At 69.0% G+C, this 15,145-nt stretch carries 16 protein-coding genes; 8 read left to right on the top strand and 8 right to left on the bottom strand.

The genetic code is table 11. From position 1 onward, the window contains the following. The 6 genes from ACFE7H_RS10435 to dnaA form a co-directional block, all read right to left on the bottom strand. Positions 1 to 1,409: ATP-binding protein (locus tag ACFE7H_RS10435; RefSeq protein ID WP_375401175.1), on the bottom strand; the 1,409-nt coding region annotated here is incomplete at its 3' end. 212 nt (positions 1,410 to 1,621) lie between these two features. Beyond that, on the bottom strand, positions 1,622 to 2,119 hold the full coding sequence (locus ACFE7H_RS10430; protein WP_375401167.1) for a DUF721 domain-containing protein: 498 nt from the start codon (positions 2,117 to 2,119) through the stop codon (positions 1,622 to 1,624). Then, the gene (gene recF, locus ACFE7H_RS10425; RefSeq protein ID WP_375401166.1) at positions 2,119 to 3,285 is read right to left on the bottom strand and encodes a DNA replication/repair protein RecF; all 1,167 of its coding nucleotides are present in this window, start codon (positions 3,283 to 3,285) and stop codon (positions 2,119 to 2,121) included. Before recF ends, ACFE7H_RS10430 begins: the two co-directional genes overlap by 1 nt. A gap of 21 nt (positions 3,286 to 3,306) precedes the next feature. Then, a complete protein-coding gene (gene gnd / locus ACFE7H_RS10420; RefSeq protein WP_375401165.1) occupies positions 3,307 to 4,242 on the bottom strand; it encodes a phosphogluconate dehydrogenase (NAD(+)-dependent, decarboxylating) in 936 nt (311 codons plus the stop codon). 25 nt (positions 4,243 to 4,267) lie between these two features. Then, the gene (gene dnaN / locus ACFE7H_RS10415) at positions 4,268 to 5,407 is read right to left on the bottom strand and encodes a DNA polymerase III subunit beta (protein ID WP_375401164.1); all 1,140 of its coding nucleotides are present in this window, start codon (positions 5,405 to 5,407) and stop codon (positions 4,268 to 4,270) included. Positions 5,408 to 5,853: 446 nt separating this feature from the next. Next, positions 5,854 to 7,242: a chromosomal replication initiator protein DnaA gene (dnaA, locus tag ACFE7H_RS10410; protein ID WP_375401174.1), complete on the bottom strand. Its 1,389-nt coding sequence runs from the start codon at positions 7,240 to 7,242 to the stop codon at positions 5,854 to 5,856. 474 nt (positions 7,243 to 7,716) lie between these two features. Here dnaA and rpmH point away from each other — a divergent pair, with 474 nt between their 5' ends. Genes rpmH through ACFE7H_RS10370 form a run of 8 tightly spaced genes read left to right on the top strand, consistent with a single transcriptional unit; the run spans position 7,717 to position 12,700 of the window. Continuing rightward, entirely contained in the window at positions 7,717 to 7,854 is a 138-nt protein-coding gene (gene rpmH, locus ACFE7H_RS10405) for a 50S ribosomal protein L34 (protein ID WP_375401163.1), read from the top strand. An 18-nt stretch (positions 7,855 to 7,872) separates the two neighbouring features. Beyond that, on the top strand, positions 7,873 to 8,283 hold the full coding sequence (gene rnpA, locus ACFE7H_RS10400) for a ribonuclease P protein component (RefSeq protein WP_375401162.1): 411 nt from the start codon (positions 7,873 to 7,875) through the stop codon (positions 8,281 to 8,283). Continuing rightward, on the top strand, positions 8,280 to 8,591 hold the full coding sequence (gene yidD, locus ACFE7H_RS10395) for a membrane protein insertion efficiency factor YidD (RefSeq protein WP_375401161.1): 312 nt from the start codon (positions 8,280 to 8,282) through the stop codon (positions 8,589 to 8,591). The genes rnpA and yidD overlap by 4 nt, the downstream gene beginning before the upstream one ends. Before the next feature lie 3 nt (positions 8,592 to 8,594). Then, the gene (gene yidC, locus ACFE7H_RS10390; protein ID WP_375401160.1) at positions 8,595 to 9,608 is read left to right on the top strand and encodes a membrane protein insertase YidC; all 1,014 of its coding nucleotides are present in this window, start codon (positions 8,595 to 8,597) and stop codon (positions 9,606 to 9,608) included. Then, positions 9,605 to 10,126 carry a protein jag gene (locus ACFE7H_RS10385; protein WP_375401159.1) on the top strand — a complete coding sequence of 174 codons (522 nt, stop codon included), beginning with the start codon at positions 9,605 to 9,607 and terminating at the stop codon, positions 10,124 to 10,126. Before yidC ends, ACFE7H_RS10385 begins: the two co-directional genes overlap by 4 nt. Beyond that, complete coding sequence (gene rsmG / locus ACFE7H_RS10380) at positions 10,123 to 10,794, top strand: 16S rRNA (guanine(527)-N(7))-methyltransferase RsmG (protein ID WP_375401158.1); 672 nt, start codon at positions 10,123 to 10,125, stop codon at positions 10,792 to 10,794. The genes ACFE7H_RS10385 and rsmG overlap by 4 nt, the downstream gene beginning before the upstream one ends. A gap of 26 nt (positions 10,795 to 10,820) precedes the next feature. Next, complete coding sequence (locus ACFE7H_RS10375) at positions 10,821 to 11,729, top strand: ParA family protein (protein ID WP_375401157.1); 909 nt, start codon at positions 10,821 to 10,823, stop codon at positions 11,727 to 11,729. Next, positions 11,726 to 12,700, top strand: a complete 975-nt coding sequence (locus ACFE7H_RS10370) for a ParB/RepB/Spo0J family partition protein (protein ID WP_375401156.1) — start codon at positions 11,726 to 11,728, stop codon at positions 12,698 to 12,700. The genes ACFE7H_RS10375 and ACFE7H_RS10370 overlap by 4 nt, the downstream gene beginning before the upstream one ends. Before the next feature lie 131 nt (positions 12,701 to 12,831). Here ACFE7H_RS10370 and ACFE7H_RS10365 read toward each other — a convergent pair whose 3' ends face one another. Both ACFE7H_RS10365 and ACFE7H_RS10360 read right to left on the bottom strand, forming a co-directional pair. After that, positions 12,832 to 13,788 (bottom strand): D-alanine--D-alanine ligase, encoded by a 957-nt coding sequence (locus tag ACFE7H_RS10365; protein ID WP_375401155.1) that lies wholly within the window; start codon positions 13,786 to 13,788, stop codon positions 12,832 to 12,834. 24 nt (positions 13,789 to 13,812) lie between these two features. Next, positions 13,813 to 15,141 (bottom strand): PLP-dependent aminotransferase family protein, encoded by a 1,329-nt coding sequence (locus ACFE7H_RS10360; RefSeq protein WP_375401154.1) that lies wholly within the window; start codon positions 15,139 to 15,141, stop codon positions 13,813 to 13,815. Positions 15,142 to 15,145 lie beyond the last annotated feature (4 nt).

The following is a 15,145-nucleotide window of genomic DNA, read 5'->3' as shown; positions in this document are numbered from 1 at the left end:
GCCTTCTCGACGTTCAGGATCTTGCCGCGCAGCGGCAGGATCGCCTGCGTCTCGGGATTGCGCCCTCGCACCGCGGAGCCGCCGGCCGAGTCGCCCTCCACCAGGAACACCTCCGCCTTCGACGCGTCGCGCGTCTGGCAGTCGCGCAGCTTGCCGGGCATCGCCGCGCTCTCCAGCGGACTCTTGCGCCGGGTCGCGTCGCGGGCCTTGCGGGCGTTGATCCGCGCGGTGGCGGCCAGCTGCCCCTTGCGCACGATGTCCTTGGCCTGCGCCGGGTTGCTCTCGAACCAGTGGGTCAGCTGGTCGGTCATCACCCGTTGGACGAAGGTCTTGGCCTCCGTGTTGCCCAGCTTGGTCTTGGTCTGGCCCTCGAACTGCGGCTCGCCCAGCTTGATGGAGATGACGGCGGTCAGCCCCTCGCGCACGTCGTCGCCGGTGAGGTTCTCGTCCTTCTCCTTGATCAGGCCCTTGTCCTTGCCGTACTTGTTGATCAGCAGGGTGAGCGCGGTGCGGAACCCTTCTTCGTGGGTACCGCCCTCGTGGGTGTTGATCGTGTTGGCGTAGGTGTGCACGCTCTCGCTGTACGCCGCGGTCCACTGCATCGCGACCTCCAGCGAGATTCGCCGCTGGACGTCCTCGGACTCGAACGCGATGACGCCCGGGTGGATGACCTCGGACTTCTTGGCGGCGTTCAGGTACTCCACGTAGTCGGTCAGCCCGCGGTCGTAGCGGAACACGTTGCTGCGCGACTCCGCCGGCTCGGTCTCGCCCTCCACCTGCTCGCTCGCGCGCTCGTCGGCGAGCGCGATGGTCAGCCCCTTGTTCAGGAAGGCCATCTGCTGGAAGCGGATGCGCAGGGTCTCGTAGTCGAACTCCACCGTCTCGAAGATCTGGTCGTTCGGCCAGAAGGTGATGGTGGTCCCCGTGCCCTCGGCCGGCTCCTGCTGCTCCAGCGGCGCGAGCGGCACCCCGTCGGCGTACTCCTGACGCCACACGTGCCCCTGGCGGCGTACCTCGACCGTCAGGCGGCTGGACAGCGCGTTGACGACCGAACTGCCCACGCCGTGCAGACCGCCGGACACCGCGTAGCCACCGCCGCCGAACTTGCCGCCGGCGTGCAGCACGGTGAGCACCACCTCGACGGTGGACCGCTGCTCCACCGGATGGATGTCCACCGGGATGCCGCGGCCGTTGTCGGCGACGCGAACGGCGCCGTCGGCGAGGATCGTGACGTCGATGAAGTCGCAGTGGCCGGCGAGCGCCTCGTCGACGGAGTTGTCGACGATCTCGTTGACCAGGTGGTGCAGCCCGCGCGGCCCGGTCGAGCCGATGTACATGCCCGGGCGCTTGCGGACCGCCTCGAGGCCCTCCAACACCTGGATGGACGAGGCGTCGTACTCCTCATCCACCCGATGGGACGCGTTGGAGGAGGAGAGTTCATTCTCGTCAGGCTGGTCGGTCGGCGCTGCGTTGATCGGCGCTGCGTCGTCGGTTGCGTCCGTCACAGATGGGTCCCCTGCCAGTTGAGAAGACACTCAGTCTATCGGTTCAGCGTGTCCTCAGGTGTGCCGATTCGGCCTTCTGAGGGGTCGGAAAACGACGGTTGACCGAATCTGACCGCTCAACCGTAGGTATCGCGTGGGCCGCGCCCTGGAACCGATCTGGGACCGTGATTCCAGCTGGCCGTGTTGGGGCCAAGAAAGCGGATGCCGACGATGCCGGCTTCGGGATGTGCGGCGGCGATGCGAGCGGCGATCTGCGGACGCAACAGCTGCAGTTGCGTCGCCCATGCCGTGGAGTCGCAGCGCACGAGCAGCACCCCGTCCTGGATACCCTCCACGACACCGTGGCGGGCGGTGTCGTCACCGGCGATCTGCACCCAGGCGCGCATCAGGTCGTGCTGCGCCAGCGGCGTGCGCCAGCCGAGGAAACCGCCGACGTCGTCCAGCACCGCGCCGGCCGGGCGCGGCTCGCGGCCGGGTTCGTACGGCTTGCTGCCGCCCTGCAGGTCGGGCGCGGACCGGGCCGGCCGACGTGGTCCGCCGAAGGCCGCGCGCAGGCGCGACCACACCCGCACCGTCTCCGGCATCTGCTCGAACTGCGACCCATCGGACGCCATCACGGGGCTGCCTCGATCACGCCGTTCCGGACCCGGGTCACCGCGCCGCGGATCGCGTCGGGGATGTCGGCCTCGACCGCCGCGGTGATGATCACCTGCTCATATCGCGCGACGCGCTCGGCAAGCCGACTGCGACGCCGCTCGTCCAGCTCGGCGAACACGTCGTCCAGGATGACGATCGGGTCGCCCGCGTCGGAGGCCTCCCGCAGCAGTTCCACGGCGCCGAGGCGCAGCGCGAGGGCGAGCGACCAGGACTCCCCGTGGCTGGCGTAGCCGCGGGCGGGCAGGTCGTTGATCGTCAGCAGCAGGTCGTCGCGATGCGGTCCGACCAGCGTGATCCCGCGTTCCAGCTCGCGGCGACGCACGGCGGCGAGCGCGGCCGTGAACCGTGCAGCGACGGTCGAGGAGTCAGGAGCCGAGTCGGTCGCCGAGTCGAACGCGGTCGGGTCGGCGCCGGTCGCCGCGTCGGGCTCAGCGTCGTCGATGCTCTGCACCGGCCGCATCGCGACGAGTTGATCGCTGCCGGCGACGATCCCGTACTGCTCGGCTACGAGCGGAGCGAGGTCGGCGATCAGCGAACTCCGGGCCTCCAGGATCGCGGTGCCGGTCGTCACGAGCCGCTCGTCCCAGATGTCCAGAGTGGCGAGGTTGCTGCGCCCCGCCCGGGCGAGACGCAGCAGCCCGTTCCGCTGCTTCAGCGCCCGCTCGTACTCCGACAGCACGCCCGCGAGGCGCGGGGTGCGGGCGACGAGCAACTCGTCCAGATAACGCCGCCGGGCGGACGGCTCGCCCCGAACCACCGTCAGGTCCTCCGGAGCGAACAGCACGCTCGACACCTCCCGGGTCAGCTGCCGGGCGCGGACGGGCGCGCGGTTCACCTGCGCCCGATTCGGCGCGGATCGGTTGATCTGCACCTCGGCGAGCACCTCGCGGTCCCCAGTCACCGCGACGGCGCGGATGATCGCCGCATCGGCGCCCGCCCGGATCAGCGGCGCGTCACCGGCCACTCGGTGCGAACCGAGGGTGGAGAGGTAGCCGATCGCCTCGACCAGATTGGTCTTGCCCTGTCCGTTCGAGCCGGTCAGCACGTTCGCGCCGGGGACGAAGGCGACCTCGACGGCCAGGTAGTTGCGCCAGTCGGTGAGCTGCAGCCGGAGGATCCGCACGGCACCCCTCGCCGCGTCGGGTCAGGCCGGGTCCGGTCGGTCCCGCGTGGGGTGCCGCTGCTGCGCCTCTGCGGCGTGCGCGGCCTTGACGGCGTGGCCGCCGAACTGGTTGCGGAGCGCCGCGACGGCCCGCATCGCCGGCGACTGGTCCTGGCGGGACACGAATCGGGCGAAGATCGCACCGCTGATCGCCGGCATGGGGACGGCGTGCTCGATGGCCTCCTCGAGGGTCCATCTGCCCTCGCCGGAATCGTCGACGTAGCCGTCGATCTCGGCGAAGTCGGGATCGTCGTCGAGCGCCCGGACCATCAGCTCGAGCAGCCAGGAGCGGACGACCGTCCCGCGCTGCCACGCCCGGAAGGTGCCCGCGACATCGGTGACGTTGTCGGAGGCGAGCAGCAGCTCGTAGCCCTCGGCATACGCCTGCATGATCGCGTACTCGATGCCGTTGTGGACCATCTTCGTGTAGTGGCCGGCTCCCGGAGGGCCGGCGTGCACGAAGCCCTCCTCTCGGGGCCCCTCCGGGCGGAGCGCGTCGAACACCGGCATGACCGCGGCGACCTGCTCGTCGCTACCGCCGACCATGAGGCCGTAGCCGTTCTCGAGGCCCCAGACTCCACCGGAGACGCCGACGTCCATGAACTTGATACCGATCGCATCGAGCTGCTTCGCATGCTTCTCGTCGTCGGTCCAGCGGGTGTTACCGCCGTCGATCACCGTATCGCCGGGCTCGAGCACGTCGGCGAGCGAATCGATGACCGCGTCCGTGACCTTTCCGGCCGGCACCATCACCCAGACCAGCCGGGGAGCCGGCAGCGCCGCGACGAGCGCGGCGTAGTCCGGCACGTCGCTGACGTCGGGGTTGGTGTCGTAGCCGACGACCTCGATGCCACCCTTCTTCAGGCGGGCACGCATGTTGTTGCCCATCTTGCCGAGGCCGATCAGACCGATCTTCATGGCTTCCCCTTTGCGGTGGATCGCGTCAGCGCAGCAGCAGGTTGGGCTGCAGCAGGTACCGGAAATCGTCGGTGCCGGCGTCGTCGCGCGACTTCTGGGCTGTCACGAGAACCGGTCCGGGCTTGTTCGGGTTCTCGGTCTTGGTGAAGGCCAAACGGACGAAGTCGGTCTTCACCCCGGCGAGTCCGTCGAGCAGGAACTGTGGCTTCAGGGAGACGACCGTGTCGTCCCCGGTGACGACCGCGTCGACCTGCTCCGAAGCCTGCGCCTGCTCGGAGCCAAGCGCCTCCAGCGCCAGCCCGTCAGCGGTGAAGGAGTAGCGCAGCGCCGCCTCGCGCTCCAGCACGAGTTGCACGCGACGCGTCGCCTCGATCAGTTCGGCGGTGCCCATGACCGCATAGTTCTCGACGTTCTCTGGGAAGAGCCGCCGGACGGGTGGGAAGTTGCCTTTGATGAGAAGGGACGTGACCGTGCGACGGTCGGCGACGAAGGCGATCAGCTCGCGATCGTCGCCCCGGGTGATCGAGACCGCGACGTCGCCGCTGCCGCCGAAGGTGCGACCCACCTCCTGCAGCGTGCGGGCCGGGACGAGCGCGGTCAGTCCGGAGGCGTCCTCGCCGTGCCACGGCAGTGCCCGGATCGCGACGCGGTAGCGGTCGGTGGCCACGAGTCCGAGCGTCGACTCCCCCACCTCGATCTGGACCCCGGTGATCACGGGGGTGACGTCGTCCCGCGATGCCGCGACGGCGACCTGGGCGACGGCACCGGAGAACGCACCTGCCGGCACGACGCCGTTGATCGGCCCCACTGCGGGCAGACTGGGATATTCCGCGACCGGCATGCTCAGCAGCGTGAACTTGGCGGACCCGCCGCTGACGACGACCCTGCTCTCGTCGGTGAACACCTCGACCGGCGCGTTCGGCAGCCGGCCCGCGATGTCGGCGAGCAGCCGCCCCGAGACCAGCACCCGACCCGGCTCCTGCACCTGCGCGTCGATCTCCGTGCGAGCGGAGACCTCGTAATCGAAGGATGCGAGTGCCAGGCCTTCGGCGGTGGTCTCGATGAGCACGCCGGAAAGGATCGGCAGGGTCGTGCGCTGCGGCAGCAACTTGACCGCGAAGGAGACGGCCTCGCTGAAGACGTCGCGGTTGGCCTGGAATCTCACACTGCTCCGTCCGTCGGTCCTCGTCGGGGCCCGCTTCACGAGGGCGGCTCACAAACTCCTGCATGGTAGCGGGTCGGCTCCGCGCCCGTTCGGCCGCGGGAGTCGGTGCTGGCGATGCGGAATCGACCCTGTCCACATGCGTCGTCGGTGGTGGAGTCGGAAGGGGAAGGAAGAGACAACAACACTCTTAACAGGTGTGCACAGTGTGGATAACTCGGGTTGTGCCACACCGATCCTTGGAACTACAGGCGTGCAAGATGTCGAATCGGCCGGTGATCGACTGTCGGATCCTTTTGCATGGTTGTGCGCCGGCGTCGATGTCGTCCACAGGATCCCTCGATCGAGGGACGGACACGCGGGCGGCATCGGCAGTTATCCACAGCCCGTCCACATCGGGACAAATACGTCGCTGGGCATGACGGATGGCGCTCGCACGCTCGTTCGGGTCAACGACGCCCGCGCTGGTCCTGCTTGATCCGGCTGGTCAGCTCGGTGACGTGGTTGTAGATGGAGCGTCGCTCCTTCATCAGTTCGCTGATCTTCTTGTTGGCATACATCACGGTGGTGTGATCGCGGCCGCCGAAGAGCTGGCCGATCTTGGGCAGCGACAAGCTGGTCAGTTCGCGGCACAGGTACATCGCGATCTGCCGGGCGGATGCGATCTGCTGCGATCGGGAGGAGCCGTACAGGTCGTCGGTCGACAGCTTGAAGTACTCCGCGGTCGCGTCGATGATGTCGGTCGGCGCGATGATGTTGTCCTCGTCGAGCGTGATCAGGTCCTTCAGCACGGTCTGGACGAGCGCCAGATCGATCGGTGCGCGCTGCAGACTGGAGAATGCCGTCACGCGGATGAGCGTGCCCTCCAGCTCGCGGATGTTCGAGGACACCTTCGACGCCATGAACTCCAGGATGTCGTCCGGCACCTGCAGCTGCTCGGCCTGCGCACGCTTGCGCAGGATCGCGATCCGGGTCTCCAGATCCGGCGTCTGCACGTCGGTGATGAGCCCCTGCTCGAACCGCGAACGCATTCGGTCCTCGAAGCCCGTCAACTGCCGGGGCGCCAGGTCGGAGGTGATGACCACCTGCTTCATGTGGTCGTGCAGCGTGTTGAAGGTGTGGAAGAAGGCCTCCTGGGTGGAGTCCTTGCCCGACAGGAACTGGATGTCGTCGATAAGCAAGACGTCGACATCGCGGTACCGCTGCTGGAACTGCTGTGCCCGGTTGCCGGCGATCGAGTTGATGAAGTCGTTCGTGAACTCCTCGCTGGAGACGTACCGCACGCGGATGCCCGGGAACAGGTTCGCGGAGTAGTGCCCGATGGAGTGCAGCAGGTGGGTCTTGCCGAGCCCCGACTCCCCGTAGATGAACAGGGGGTTGTATGCCTTGGCCGGCGATTCGGCCACGGCGAACGCAGCGGCGTGGGCGAAGCGGTTGGAGGCGCCGATCACGAAGGTCTCGAACGTGTATCGCGCGTTCAGGCGAGACTCCGCGGCGTCGGCCGGCTGCAGCGAGACGGGAACGAACGCGGCGCCGATCGTCCCCGAGCCGGTCGAGCCGACCGCTCCCGACGTCCCCTCCGACATCGGCGCCGGTCGGGGTACCGCCGTGGGAGTGCTGTACTCGGGAGTGCTGTAGGCGTCGGGGCCGATCTCCGGGTTGACGGTCACCGCGAAGGTGTGGATCTCGAATTCGTCGCCGAGCGAACCGATCGCCTCCGCCAGCGGCAGTCGAACCCGCTGCTCCAGGATCGACCGGGTGAGATCGTTCGGCACCTCCAGGTAGATGACGCCCGCCATCACCCCGCGCGGTTCCACCAGGTTGACGAAGCCCTGCATCTGCTTGGACACGCGGTCGTCGGTCGTCAGCGCGGCGCGGATGCGATCCCAGGCGTCGACGGCGTCCTCTGCCACGGGGTTCCTTCCAGGCCGTCAGCGGGGCGCTCGAACATCGCGGCGTACGAATCCGATGGCATCGGTGCGTCGCCAAGCGGTGGACCGGCCCGAGGGGGACGAACGGGTGGTGCCGCCCACCACGGTAATGGTCGCGCTTTTCCACAGCCAAGTTCGACATGTGGACATCACTGTGGAGAACACGCCGACGAGTGCGGAACCCCACCGTCGGCGCGTCCGCCGCGGAGCGGTTGACCGAGCCGGTGACGTCCGGTATTTTGTTCGGTTGCGCAGCGACCGTCCTGTGCGCTCCCGGCGCGTAGTCTCAAGATGCGCATCGCCCAGGGTCTCGAACCTCGTCCGAGGTGGACGAGTCTTTTCCGTTCCAGCGCCGACCACTTCTCGTCCCGGAGGACACCCATGACCAAGCGCACGTTCCAGCCGAACAACCGCCGTCGCGCCAAGGTGCACGGCTTCCGTCTGCGCATGCGCACCCGCGCAGGCCGCGCCATCCTCTCGGCTCGCCGGCGCAAGGGCCGCACCGAGCTCTCGGCGTAGGGAGGCGTCCACGCCGCCGTGCTCGCCAAGGCGAACCGGGTCACCGCAGCCGTCGACTACCGCCGCATCACGCGGACCGGCCGGCGTCAGCGCGGCGAGTTCGTGCTGGCCTACGGCCGCTGGTCCGAACCGGAGCAGCCCCTGCGGATGGGTGTGATCGTGGCGCGGAACGTCGGCAACGCGGTGGTGCGCAACCGGGTTCGGCGCCGCATCAAAGCGGTCGGCTGGTCGCTCGCGTCGGGTCGTGACGGTGCTTCGGGCAGTGACGGTGCATCGGGCATCGATCGGGCGCCGGGGTTCACCGGTCTCGATGTGGTCATCCGCGCGCTGCCGGGCTCGGCGCTTGCCTCCTGGCCGGCACTGCAGGCCGAGGTTCGCGAGGCGGTCCGGATGCTCGCAGCGTCGAGGCCGGCAGGCGCCGTTCGATGACGGGCGCGTTGCTGACGGTGCTGCTGGTACCGCGGAATCTGGGGGTCCTGGTGTTGAAGTTGTACCGCGCGGTGGTCTCGCCGCTCTACGGCGACGTCTGCAGGTACCATCCCTCTTGTTCGCGCTATGCGCTGGAGGCGGTGCAGCAGTCCGGTCTCATGATCGGCTCGGCTCTCGCCCTGTTCCGCATCGTGCGATGCAACCCGTGGTCACGCGGCGGCGTCGACGACCCGCCGCAGCGGTTGCGCGCGCGGTATCGCATCACCCCGCTCGGCTTCGTCGGCCTGGCCCGTCCCGGAAGAGCCTGACGCATGGATCCCATCAGTACCGTCCTCTGGCCCTTCAAATGGGTCATCGAGGCGATCCTCGTCGGCTTCCACTTCTTCTGGTCCGACATCGTGCACCTCGACCCGAACGCCGGCCTGACCTGGGTGCTCTCGGTGCTCGGACTGGTGCTCGTGGTGCGCTCGGCGCTGATCCCGCTGTTCGTGCGGCAGATCAAGAGCCAGCGCAAGATGATGGAGATCGCCCCGCAGCTGAAGAAGATCCAGGAGAAGTACAAGGGCAAGCGCGATCAGTTCAGCCGCGAGGCGATGAGCCGCGAGACCATGGAGTTGTACCGCAACACCGGGACCAGCCCGCTGTCGTCGTGCTTCCCGCTGCTGGCGCAGATGCCGATCTTCTTCAGCCTGTTCCAGGTGCTGAACAACGCGGCGCACGAGACCACCCCGCACGGCGTCGGCCTGATGAACACCGCGCTGTCGCTCTCCTTCGGCAGTTCGAGCCTGTTCGGCGCACCGCTGAAGTCATCCATCGGCACCGCCGGCACCGGGGCGAACCCCGCGCTCGTCGTCACGATCGCGATCATCATGATCATCCTGATGAGCGCCTCGCAGTTCTTCACACAACTGCAGATCATGGCCAAGAACGTCTCGCCCGAGACCAAGGCCAGCCCGATGTACAAGCAGCAGCGGGTCCTGCTCTACATCCTGCCGTTCGTCTTCATCTTCTCCGGCGTCGCGTTCCCGCTGGGCGTGATGTTCTACTGGGTCTTCTCCAACGTCTGGACGATGGGTCAGCAGTTCATCGTCATCCGCAACTCCCCCACCCCGGGCAGCGACGCCGCCAAGGAGCGCGACGCCCGGCTCGCCCGTCGCGATCAGCGGCGTCAGGAGCGGGCGGCGCTCGCCGCAGGCGAGCCGCCGGCCGCCCCGCAGGACGCGACCGATTCGACTCCGCCCGTCGCTGTCCGTCGACCGACCACGCAGCGGGTGCAGCCCATGAGCAAGAATCGTGCCAAACGCGCCGGAGAGGGCCGCGCGTGAGCGAACCAGACAGCACCGGGCCGAAGAACACCGCGCCGACCTCGGAAGAGCCCGGCGGCGACACGGCACTGATGGAGGTCGGCGATCACGCCGCGGACTTCATCGAGGGGCTGCTGGACATCTGCGACCTCGAGGGGGACATCGAGATCGATCAGGTGCAGGGGCGCGCGACCGTCACGGTCAGCGCCGACGATCCCGGTGCACTCCGTCTGCTGTCTGCCGGCGAGACCGTCACTGCGCTGCAGGACCTGACCCGCCTCGCGGTCCAGACGAAGACCGGGGAGCCCGCCCGGTTGATCCTCGACATCGGCGGCAGCCGCGACCAGCGCAGCCGTGAACTGCGGCAGTTGGTCGAGTCCGCCGTGCTCACTCTGCAGTCGGGGCAGGAGCAGGTGTCCCTACCGGCGATGTCGTCCTACGAGCGCAAGCTGGTGCACGACCTCGTCGCCGAGCACGCCCTCGCCTCACATTCGGAGGGTGAAGGGTCCGCCCGCCACACCGTGATCACTCGGGCGTGACCCGGCAGGAGCCATCCGCAGCCGCCCCGGTCGAATCGCTCCTCGAGGCCGAGCCACCGGTCGCACAGCAGGTCTTCGGTTCGGCCCTGCCGCTGATCCGCCGGTACACCGCCGACCTGGCGGACCGGGGAGTCGTGCTCGGTCTGATCGGCCCGCGCGAACCCGCCCGCCTGTGGAGTCGGCACGTGCTGAACTGCGGCCTGCTCGCCTCCGCCGTACCGCCCGGATCGACCGTCGCCGACGTCGGCAGCGGAGCAGGGCTTCCCGGTCTGGTGCTCGCCGCCGCCCGACCCGACCTGGTCGTCACCCTGATCGAGCCCATGCAGCGGCGAACCGACTGGCTGATCCAGGAGGCGGAACGACTCGGACTCGCGTCCGTGACGGTGCTGCGCGCGCGAGCAGAGGACGTCGCAGCCGGCACCCGGTTCGATGTGGTGACGGCCCGCGCGGTCGGTGCACTGACGACGCTGCTGCCCCTCACCGCCCCGCTCGCGCGGCCCGGCGGTCGGCTGCTGCTGATGAAGGGGGCGACTGCGGCCGACGAGCTGGCCGCGGCGGCAGGCGTCGTCCGTCGGCTCGGCCTGACCGAGGTGGGGGTCAATGTGCTCGGCACGGGCATGGCGCTCGAACCCACACGGGTCGTCACGGCTACAGTCCGGACGACGTGAACCATTTTGCCGAGGAGGGGTTCTCCGTGAGACCGGCACCACTCGGCGACACCGCCTCGCGGTTCGACAGCTCCACACCGCTCGCCCGCGAGTTGGCGGACATCACCCGCAGGCGCGCCCGCATCCAGGGAACCAGCTTGCCCAGGCCCGCGGCGACGCGGATCTTCACCGTCGCGAACCAGAAGGGCGGCGTCGGCAAGACCACCTCGACGGTGAATCTGGCCGCCGCGATGGCGAAGTCGGGCATGCGGGTTCTGGCCATCGACCTGGATCCGCAGGGCAACGCCTCCACGGCGCTCGGTGTCGAGCACCGCAGCGACACGGTCAGCGTCTACGACGTCATCATCGGCGACGCGCCGATGGACGATGTCGTGCAGGTCTCCCCCGAGTTCCCCACGCTGTCGTGTATCCCCGCCACCATCCATCTGGCCGGAGCTGAGATCGAGCTGGTCTCGCTGGTGGCACGGGAGCAGCGGCTCCGTACGGCGTTGAAGGCCTATCTGGAGACGATCGAGGACCCGTTCGACTACGTCTTCATCGACTGCCCGCCGTCGCTCGGCCTGCTCACCATCAACGCCTTCGTCGCGGCGACCGAGGTGCTGATCCCGATCCAGTGCGAGTACTACGCGCTGGAGGGGCTCAGCCAGTTGCTGCGCAACATCGACCTGATCGAGAAGCACCTGAACCCGCACCTGGCGGTCTCCACCATCCTGCTCACGATGTTCGATGCCCGCACCAATCTGGCGAACCAGGTGGCGGCCGACGTGCGGGAGCACTTTCCGCAGCAGGTGCTGTCCAGCGTGATACCGCGATCGGTGCGGGTGTCGGAGGCGCCGAGCTACGGGCAGAGCGTCATCACGTACGACCCGAACTCCCCCGGCTCGCTCTCCTATCTCGAAGCCGCCGCGGAGATCGCACGAAGGGGTGCCGCATGAGCGTGCCGAAGCGCACCGGGTTGGGGCGCGGTATCGGTGCGCTCATCCCGATGAACGACGCCGCGCGTCCAGTGGACGTCTTCTTCGAGGCGGCCGGCGGCGACGAGTCGCTCGTCGCCGTGCCCGGTGCGCGCCTCGCGGCGCTCTCGCCGGACGAGATCCGGCCGAACCCGCATCAGCCGCGCACCGACTTCAATCAGGAGGCGCTCGACGAGCTCGTGCACTCCATCCGCGAGAACGGGGTGCTGCAGCCCATCGTGGTACGGCCACTCCCCCCGGGAGAGGGCGTCCGCTACGAGCTGGTGATGGGCGAGCGCCGGCTCCGCGCCACCAGGGCCGCCGGGCTGAAGACGATCCCCGCGGTGATCAAGGACACCGCCGACGAGCAGATGCTGCAGGACGCGCTGCTGGAAAACCTGCACCGCTCGCAGTTGAATCCGCTGGAGGAGGCGTCCGCCTACCAGCAGCTGATGGCCGACTTCGCGATCACGCACGAGCAGTTGGGCACCCGGCTCGGCCGATCGCGCCCGATGATCACGAACACCGTCCGGCTGCTGAAGCTGCCCGAGCACATCCAGCGCCGCGTCGCCGCCGGTGTATTGACCGCCGGCCACGCCCGGGCGGTGCTGTCGGTCGTCGATCCCGACCTGATGGACAAGCTGGCGGACAAGATCGTCAGCGAGGAGCTGACGGTGCGGCAGGCCGAGACCGCCGCGATCAAGATGGCGGGTCCCGCGAAGGCGAAGAAGTCCACCGGGCGCCGCTCGGAGCAGCTGGACGAGATCGCCGACCGGCTGGGCGACCGCTTCGACACCCGCGTACGGGTGAACCTGAACGCCAGTCGCGGTCAGATCGTCATCGACTTCGCCTCCGTCGGCGACCTGAACCGCATCCTCGACCAGATCGGCGAGCCCGGATGGGCCGACGGCGAGGCCCGCGAGAGCTCCCTGGCGGAGGGCCGCCGCCGCTGACCGGCCGGCGGCAGGCAGCCCTCCGCCCGTCGTGCTGTGCTCGCCGGGCGTAAGTTCCGGCCCTGGCGCGATGTGCCGGGCTTGTCAGGCGGGTAAAACGCCTGACCGGCAGAGTGGTTTCCTGTGGAACGTCAGTCCGCGAGGGCCCGGCTGGCCAAGGCGGCGTATGCCTGGCCCAGATCGCCGCCGGAGGCGATGAGGGACTGCGGCAGCAGCGACGTCTCGGTCAGGCCCGGCGAGACCTGCGCCTCCAGGAACCACGGCGAGCCCGATGCATCGACGATCAGGTCGATGCGAGACAGGTGGCGCAGCCCCAGCACGCGGTGGGCGAGCACCGCCAGTTCGGCGGCCGCCGTCGCCGCCGACTCGGCGATGCGTGCCGGGGTGTAGAAGCGCGTCTCCCCCGCGTTGTACCGCTCCTCGAACCCGTAGACGCCGCCGGTCGGCACGATCTCCACCGCCGGCAGGGCGTGCACCCCGTCGTCGTCCTCCAGCACGCTGACGGCGATCTCGGTGCCGTCCACCCGCTCCTCCACCAGCAGCTCGTCGCCATAGGTGAACGCGTCCATCAGCGCCCTGGGCAGCCGGTTGCTGTCGCGCACGATCGTGACTCCCTGCGCCGAGCCGCCGCGGGCCGGTTTCACCACGGGTTCGGGGAACGCGGTGCCGATCAGGTCGATCGCCGCCTGCGCCCCGACCTCGCGGAACACGTCGCGCGTCATCGACAGCCACGGCGGGGTCGCTCCGCCTGCCTGGCCGATCAGGCGTTTGGCTGCAGGCTTGTCCCAGGCCAGCCGCGCCGCGGCTCCCCGTGAGCCGACATAGGTGAGGCCGGTGGCGTCGAAGAACGATCGAAGGGTTCCGTCCTCGCCGCTTGCGCCGTGCAGGGCGGGCCAGACGACGTCGGGTCGCCGTTCCAGCAGGCTCGGCAGCAGCCGGGCATCGGAGTCGAGCACGCGCACGTGCCAGCCGAACCCGGTCAGCGCGTCCGCCACCCGTCGGCCCGACCGCAGCGAGATGTCCCGCTCGTGCGAGATGCCACCCGCGAGAACGACGACGTCGGGCGCTGTGCTCATCGCTGTGCTCATCTGCTCGTCTCCGGTCGGTCGCGGTCAGCGGAGGTCGGGCGGCGGCGTGGTCACCGAGTGCTCCGGGGTGGACGGAGTGAGGGAACCGGTGCCGCGGAACGAGCGCACCAGCTCGAGTTCGCCGTTCACGACGGCGGCGAGCCGTTGCACACCCACCTCGATCTCGGCCGGCGTGGGATAGCAGAACGACAGCCGCATCTGCCGCCCGCCCTGCCCGTCGGCGTAGAAGCCGGTACCGGGTGTGTAGGCCACCAACTCCCGGACGGCGCGGGGCAGCATCTGCTTGGAGTGCAGCTCGTCGGGCAGGCCCACCCACACGTAGAACCCGCCGTCGGGCACGTTCCAGGTCAGGTCGGGCAGGTACTTCGCGAGCGCCGCCAGGATCGCGTCGCGCCGCTCGCGGTAGACGTCGCGGAAGGTGGCGATCTGGCCCTGCCAGTCCACCGTCTCCAGGTATTCGCTGATCAGGTAGTGGCTGAACGTGCTCGGCGACAGGATCGCCGACTCGGCGGCCAGCACCAGCTTCTCCTTCACCGCGTGCGGAGCGACGGCCCAGCCGACGCGGAAGCCGGGGGCGAAGGTCTTGGAGAACGAGCCCAGGTACACCACGCCGTCCGGGTTGAGCGTCTGCAGCGGCGGCGGAGGCGGCGCATCGAACCAGAGCAGGCCGTAGGGGTTGTCCTCGACGATCAGGACCCCGGCATCGCTGCAGATCTGCACGATCCGCGGACGGCGCTCCGCGGACAGGGTCACGCCGGCAGGATTGTGGAAGTTCGGCACCGTGTAGAGGAACTTGATGTGTCGGCCGGCCGCCTTCTGCGTGGCGATCGCCGCCTCGAGCGCCTCCGGGATCAGCCCGTCCGCGTCCAGCGGCACATGCACGACCTCCGCCTGATAGGACCGGAAGACCCCGAGCGCCCCGACGTAGCTCGGCCCCTCGGCCAGGACCACGTCACCCGGGTCGATGAACAGCTTGGTCACGAGGTCGATGGCCTGCTGGGACCCGGTGGTGGTCACGACGTCGTCGGCGGAGGCGTGGATGCCCTCCAGCGCCATCACTTCGAGGATGTGCTCGCGCAGTCGGGGCGTGCCCTGGCCGGAGCCGTACTGCAGGGCAGCCGGAGCATCCTCCAGCAGCAGGCGATCGAACGCGGTCGCGATCAGTTCCCGCGGGATCGCCCGCACGTACGGCATACCGCCTGCCAGCGAGACGACCTCGGGGCGGGACGCCACGGCGAACAGGGCGCGGACCTCGCTGGCGGCGAGCCCGGCCGTCCGTGCGGCGTAGGTGTCGTACCAGCGGTCGAGGTTCGTTCCCGCGCCGGAACGGGGATCCGGCAGCAGGTCTGACACCGCT

Source organism: uncultured Amnibacterium sp. (genome assembly GCF_964250715.1).
Classification (GTDB): Bacteria; Actinomycetota; Actinomycetes; order Actinomycetales; family Microbacteriaceae; genus Amnibacterium.
This window is presented reverse-complemented; position numbering and strand designations above follow the sequence as displayed.

Coding starts and splice junctions, on each gene's coding strand:
- ACFE7H_RS10430 (WP_375401167.1), bottom strand. CDS start 2,119: ATGGCGTCCGATGGGTCGCAGTTCGAGCAGATGCCGGAGACGGTGCGG.
- gnd (WP_375401165.1), bottom strand. CDS start 4,242: ATGAAGATCGGTCTGATCGGCCTCGGCAAGATGGGCAACAACATGCGT.
- dnaA (WP_375401174.1), bottom strand. CDS start 7,242: ATGCAGGGCTTCGTCAACCTGGTGGAACCGCGCGGGGTGATGGCGGGC.
- rpmH (WP_375401163.1), top strand. CDS start 7,717: ATGACCAAGCGCACGTTCCAGCCGAACAACCGCCGTCGCGCCAAGGTG.
- yidD (WP_375401161.1), top strand. CDS start 8,280: ATGACGGGCGCGTTGCTGACGGTGCTGCTGGTACCGCGGAATCTGGGG.
- yidC (WP_375401160.1), top strand. CDS start 8,595: ATGGATCCCATCAGTACCGTCCTCTGGCCCTTCAAATGGGTCATCGAG.
- ACFE7H_RS10370 (WP_375401156.1), top strand. CDS start 11,726: ATGAGCGTGCCGAAGCGCACCGGGTTGGGGCGCGGTATCGGTGCGCTC.
- ACFE7H_RS10365 (WP_375401155.1), bottom strand. CDS start 13,788: ATGAGCACAGCGATGAGCACAGCGCCCGACGTCGTCGTTCTCGCGGGT.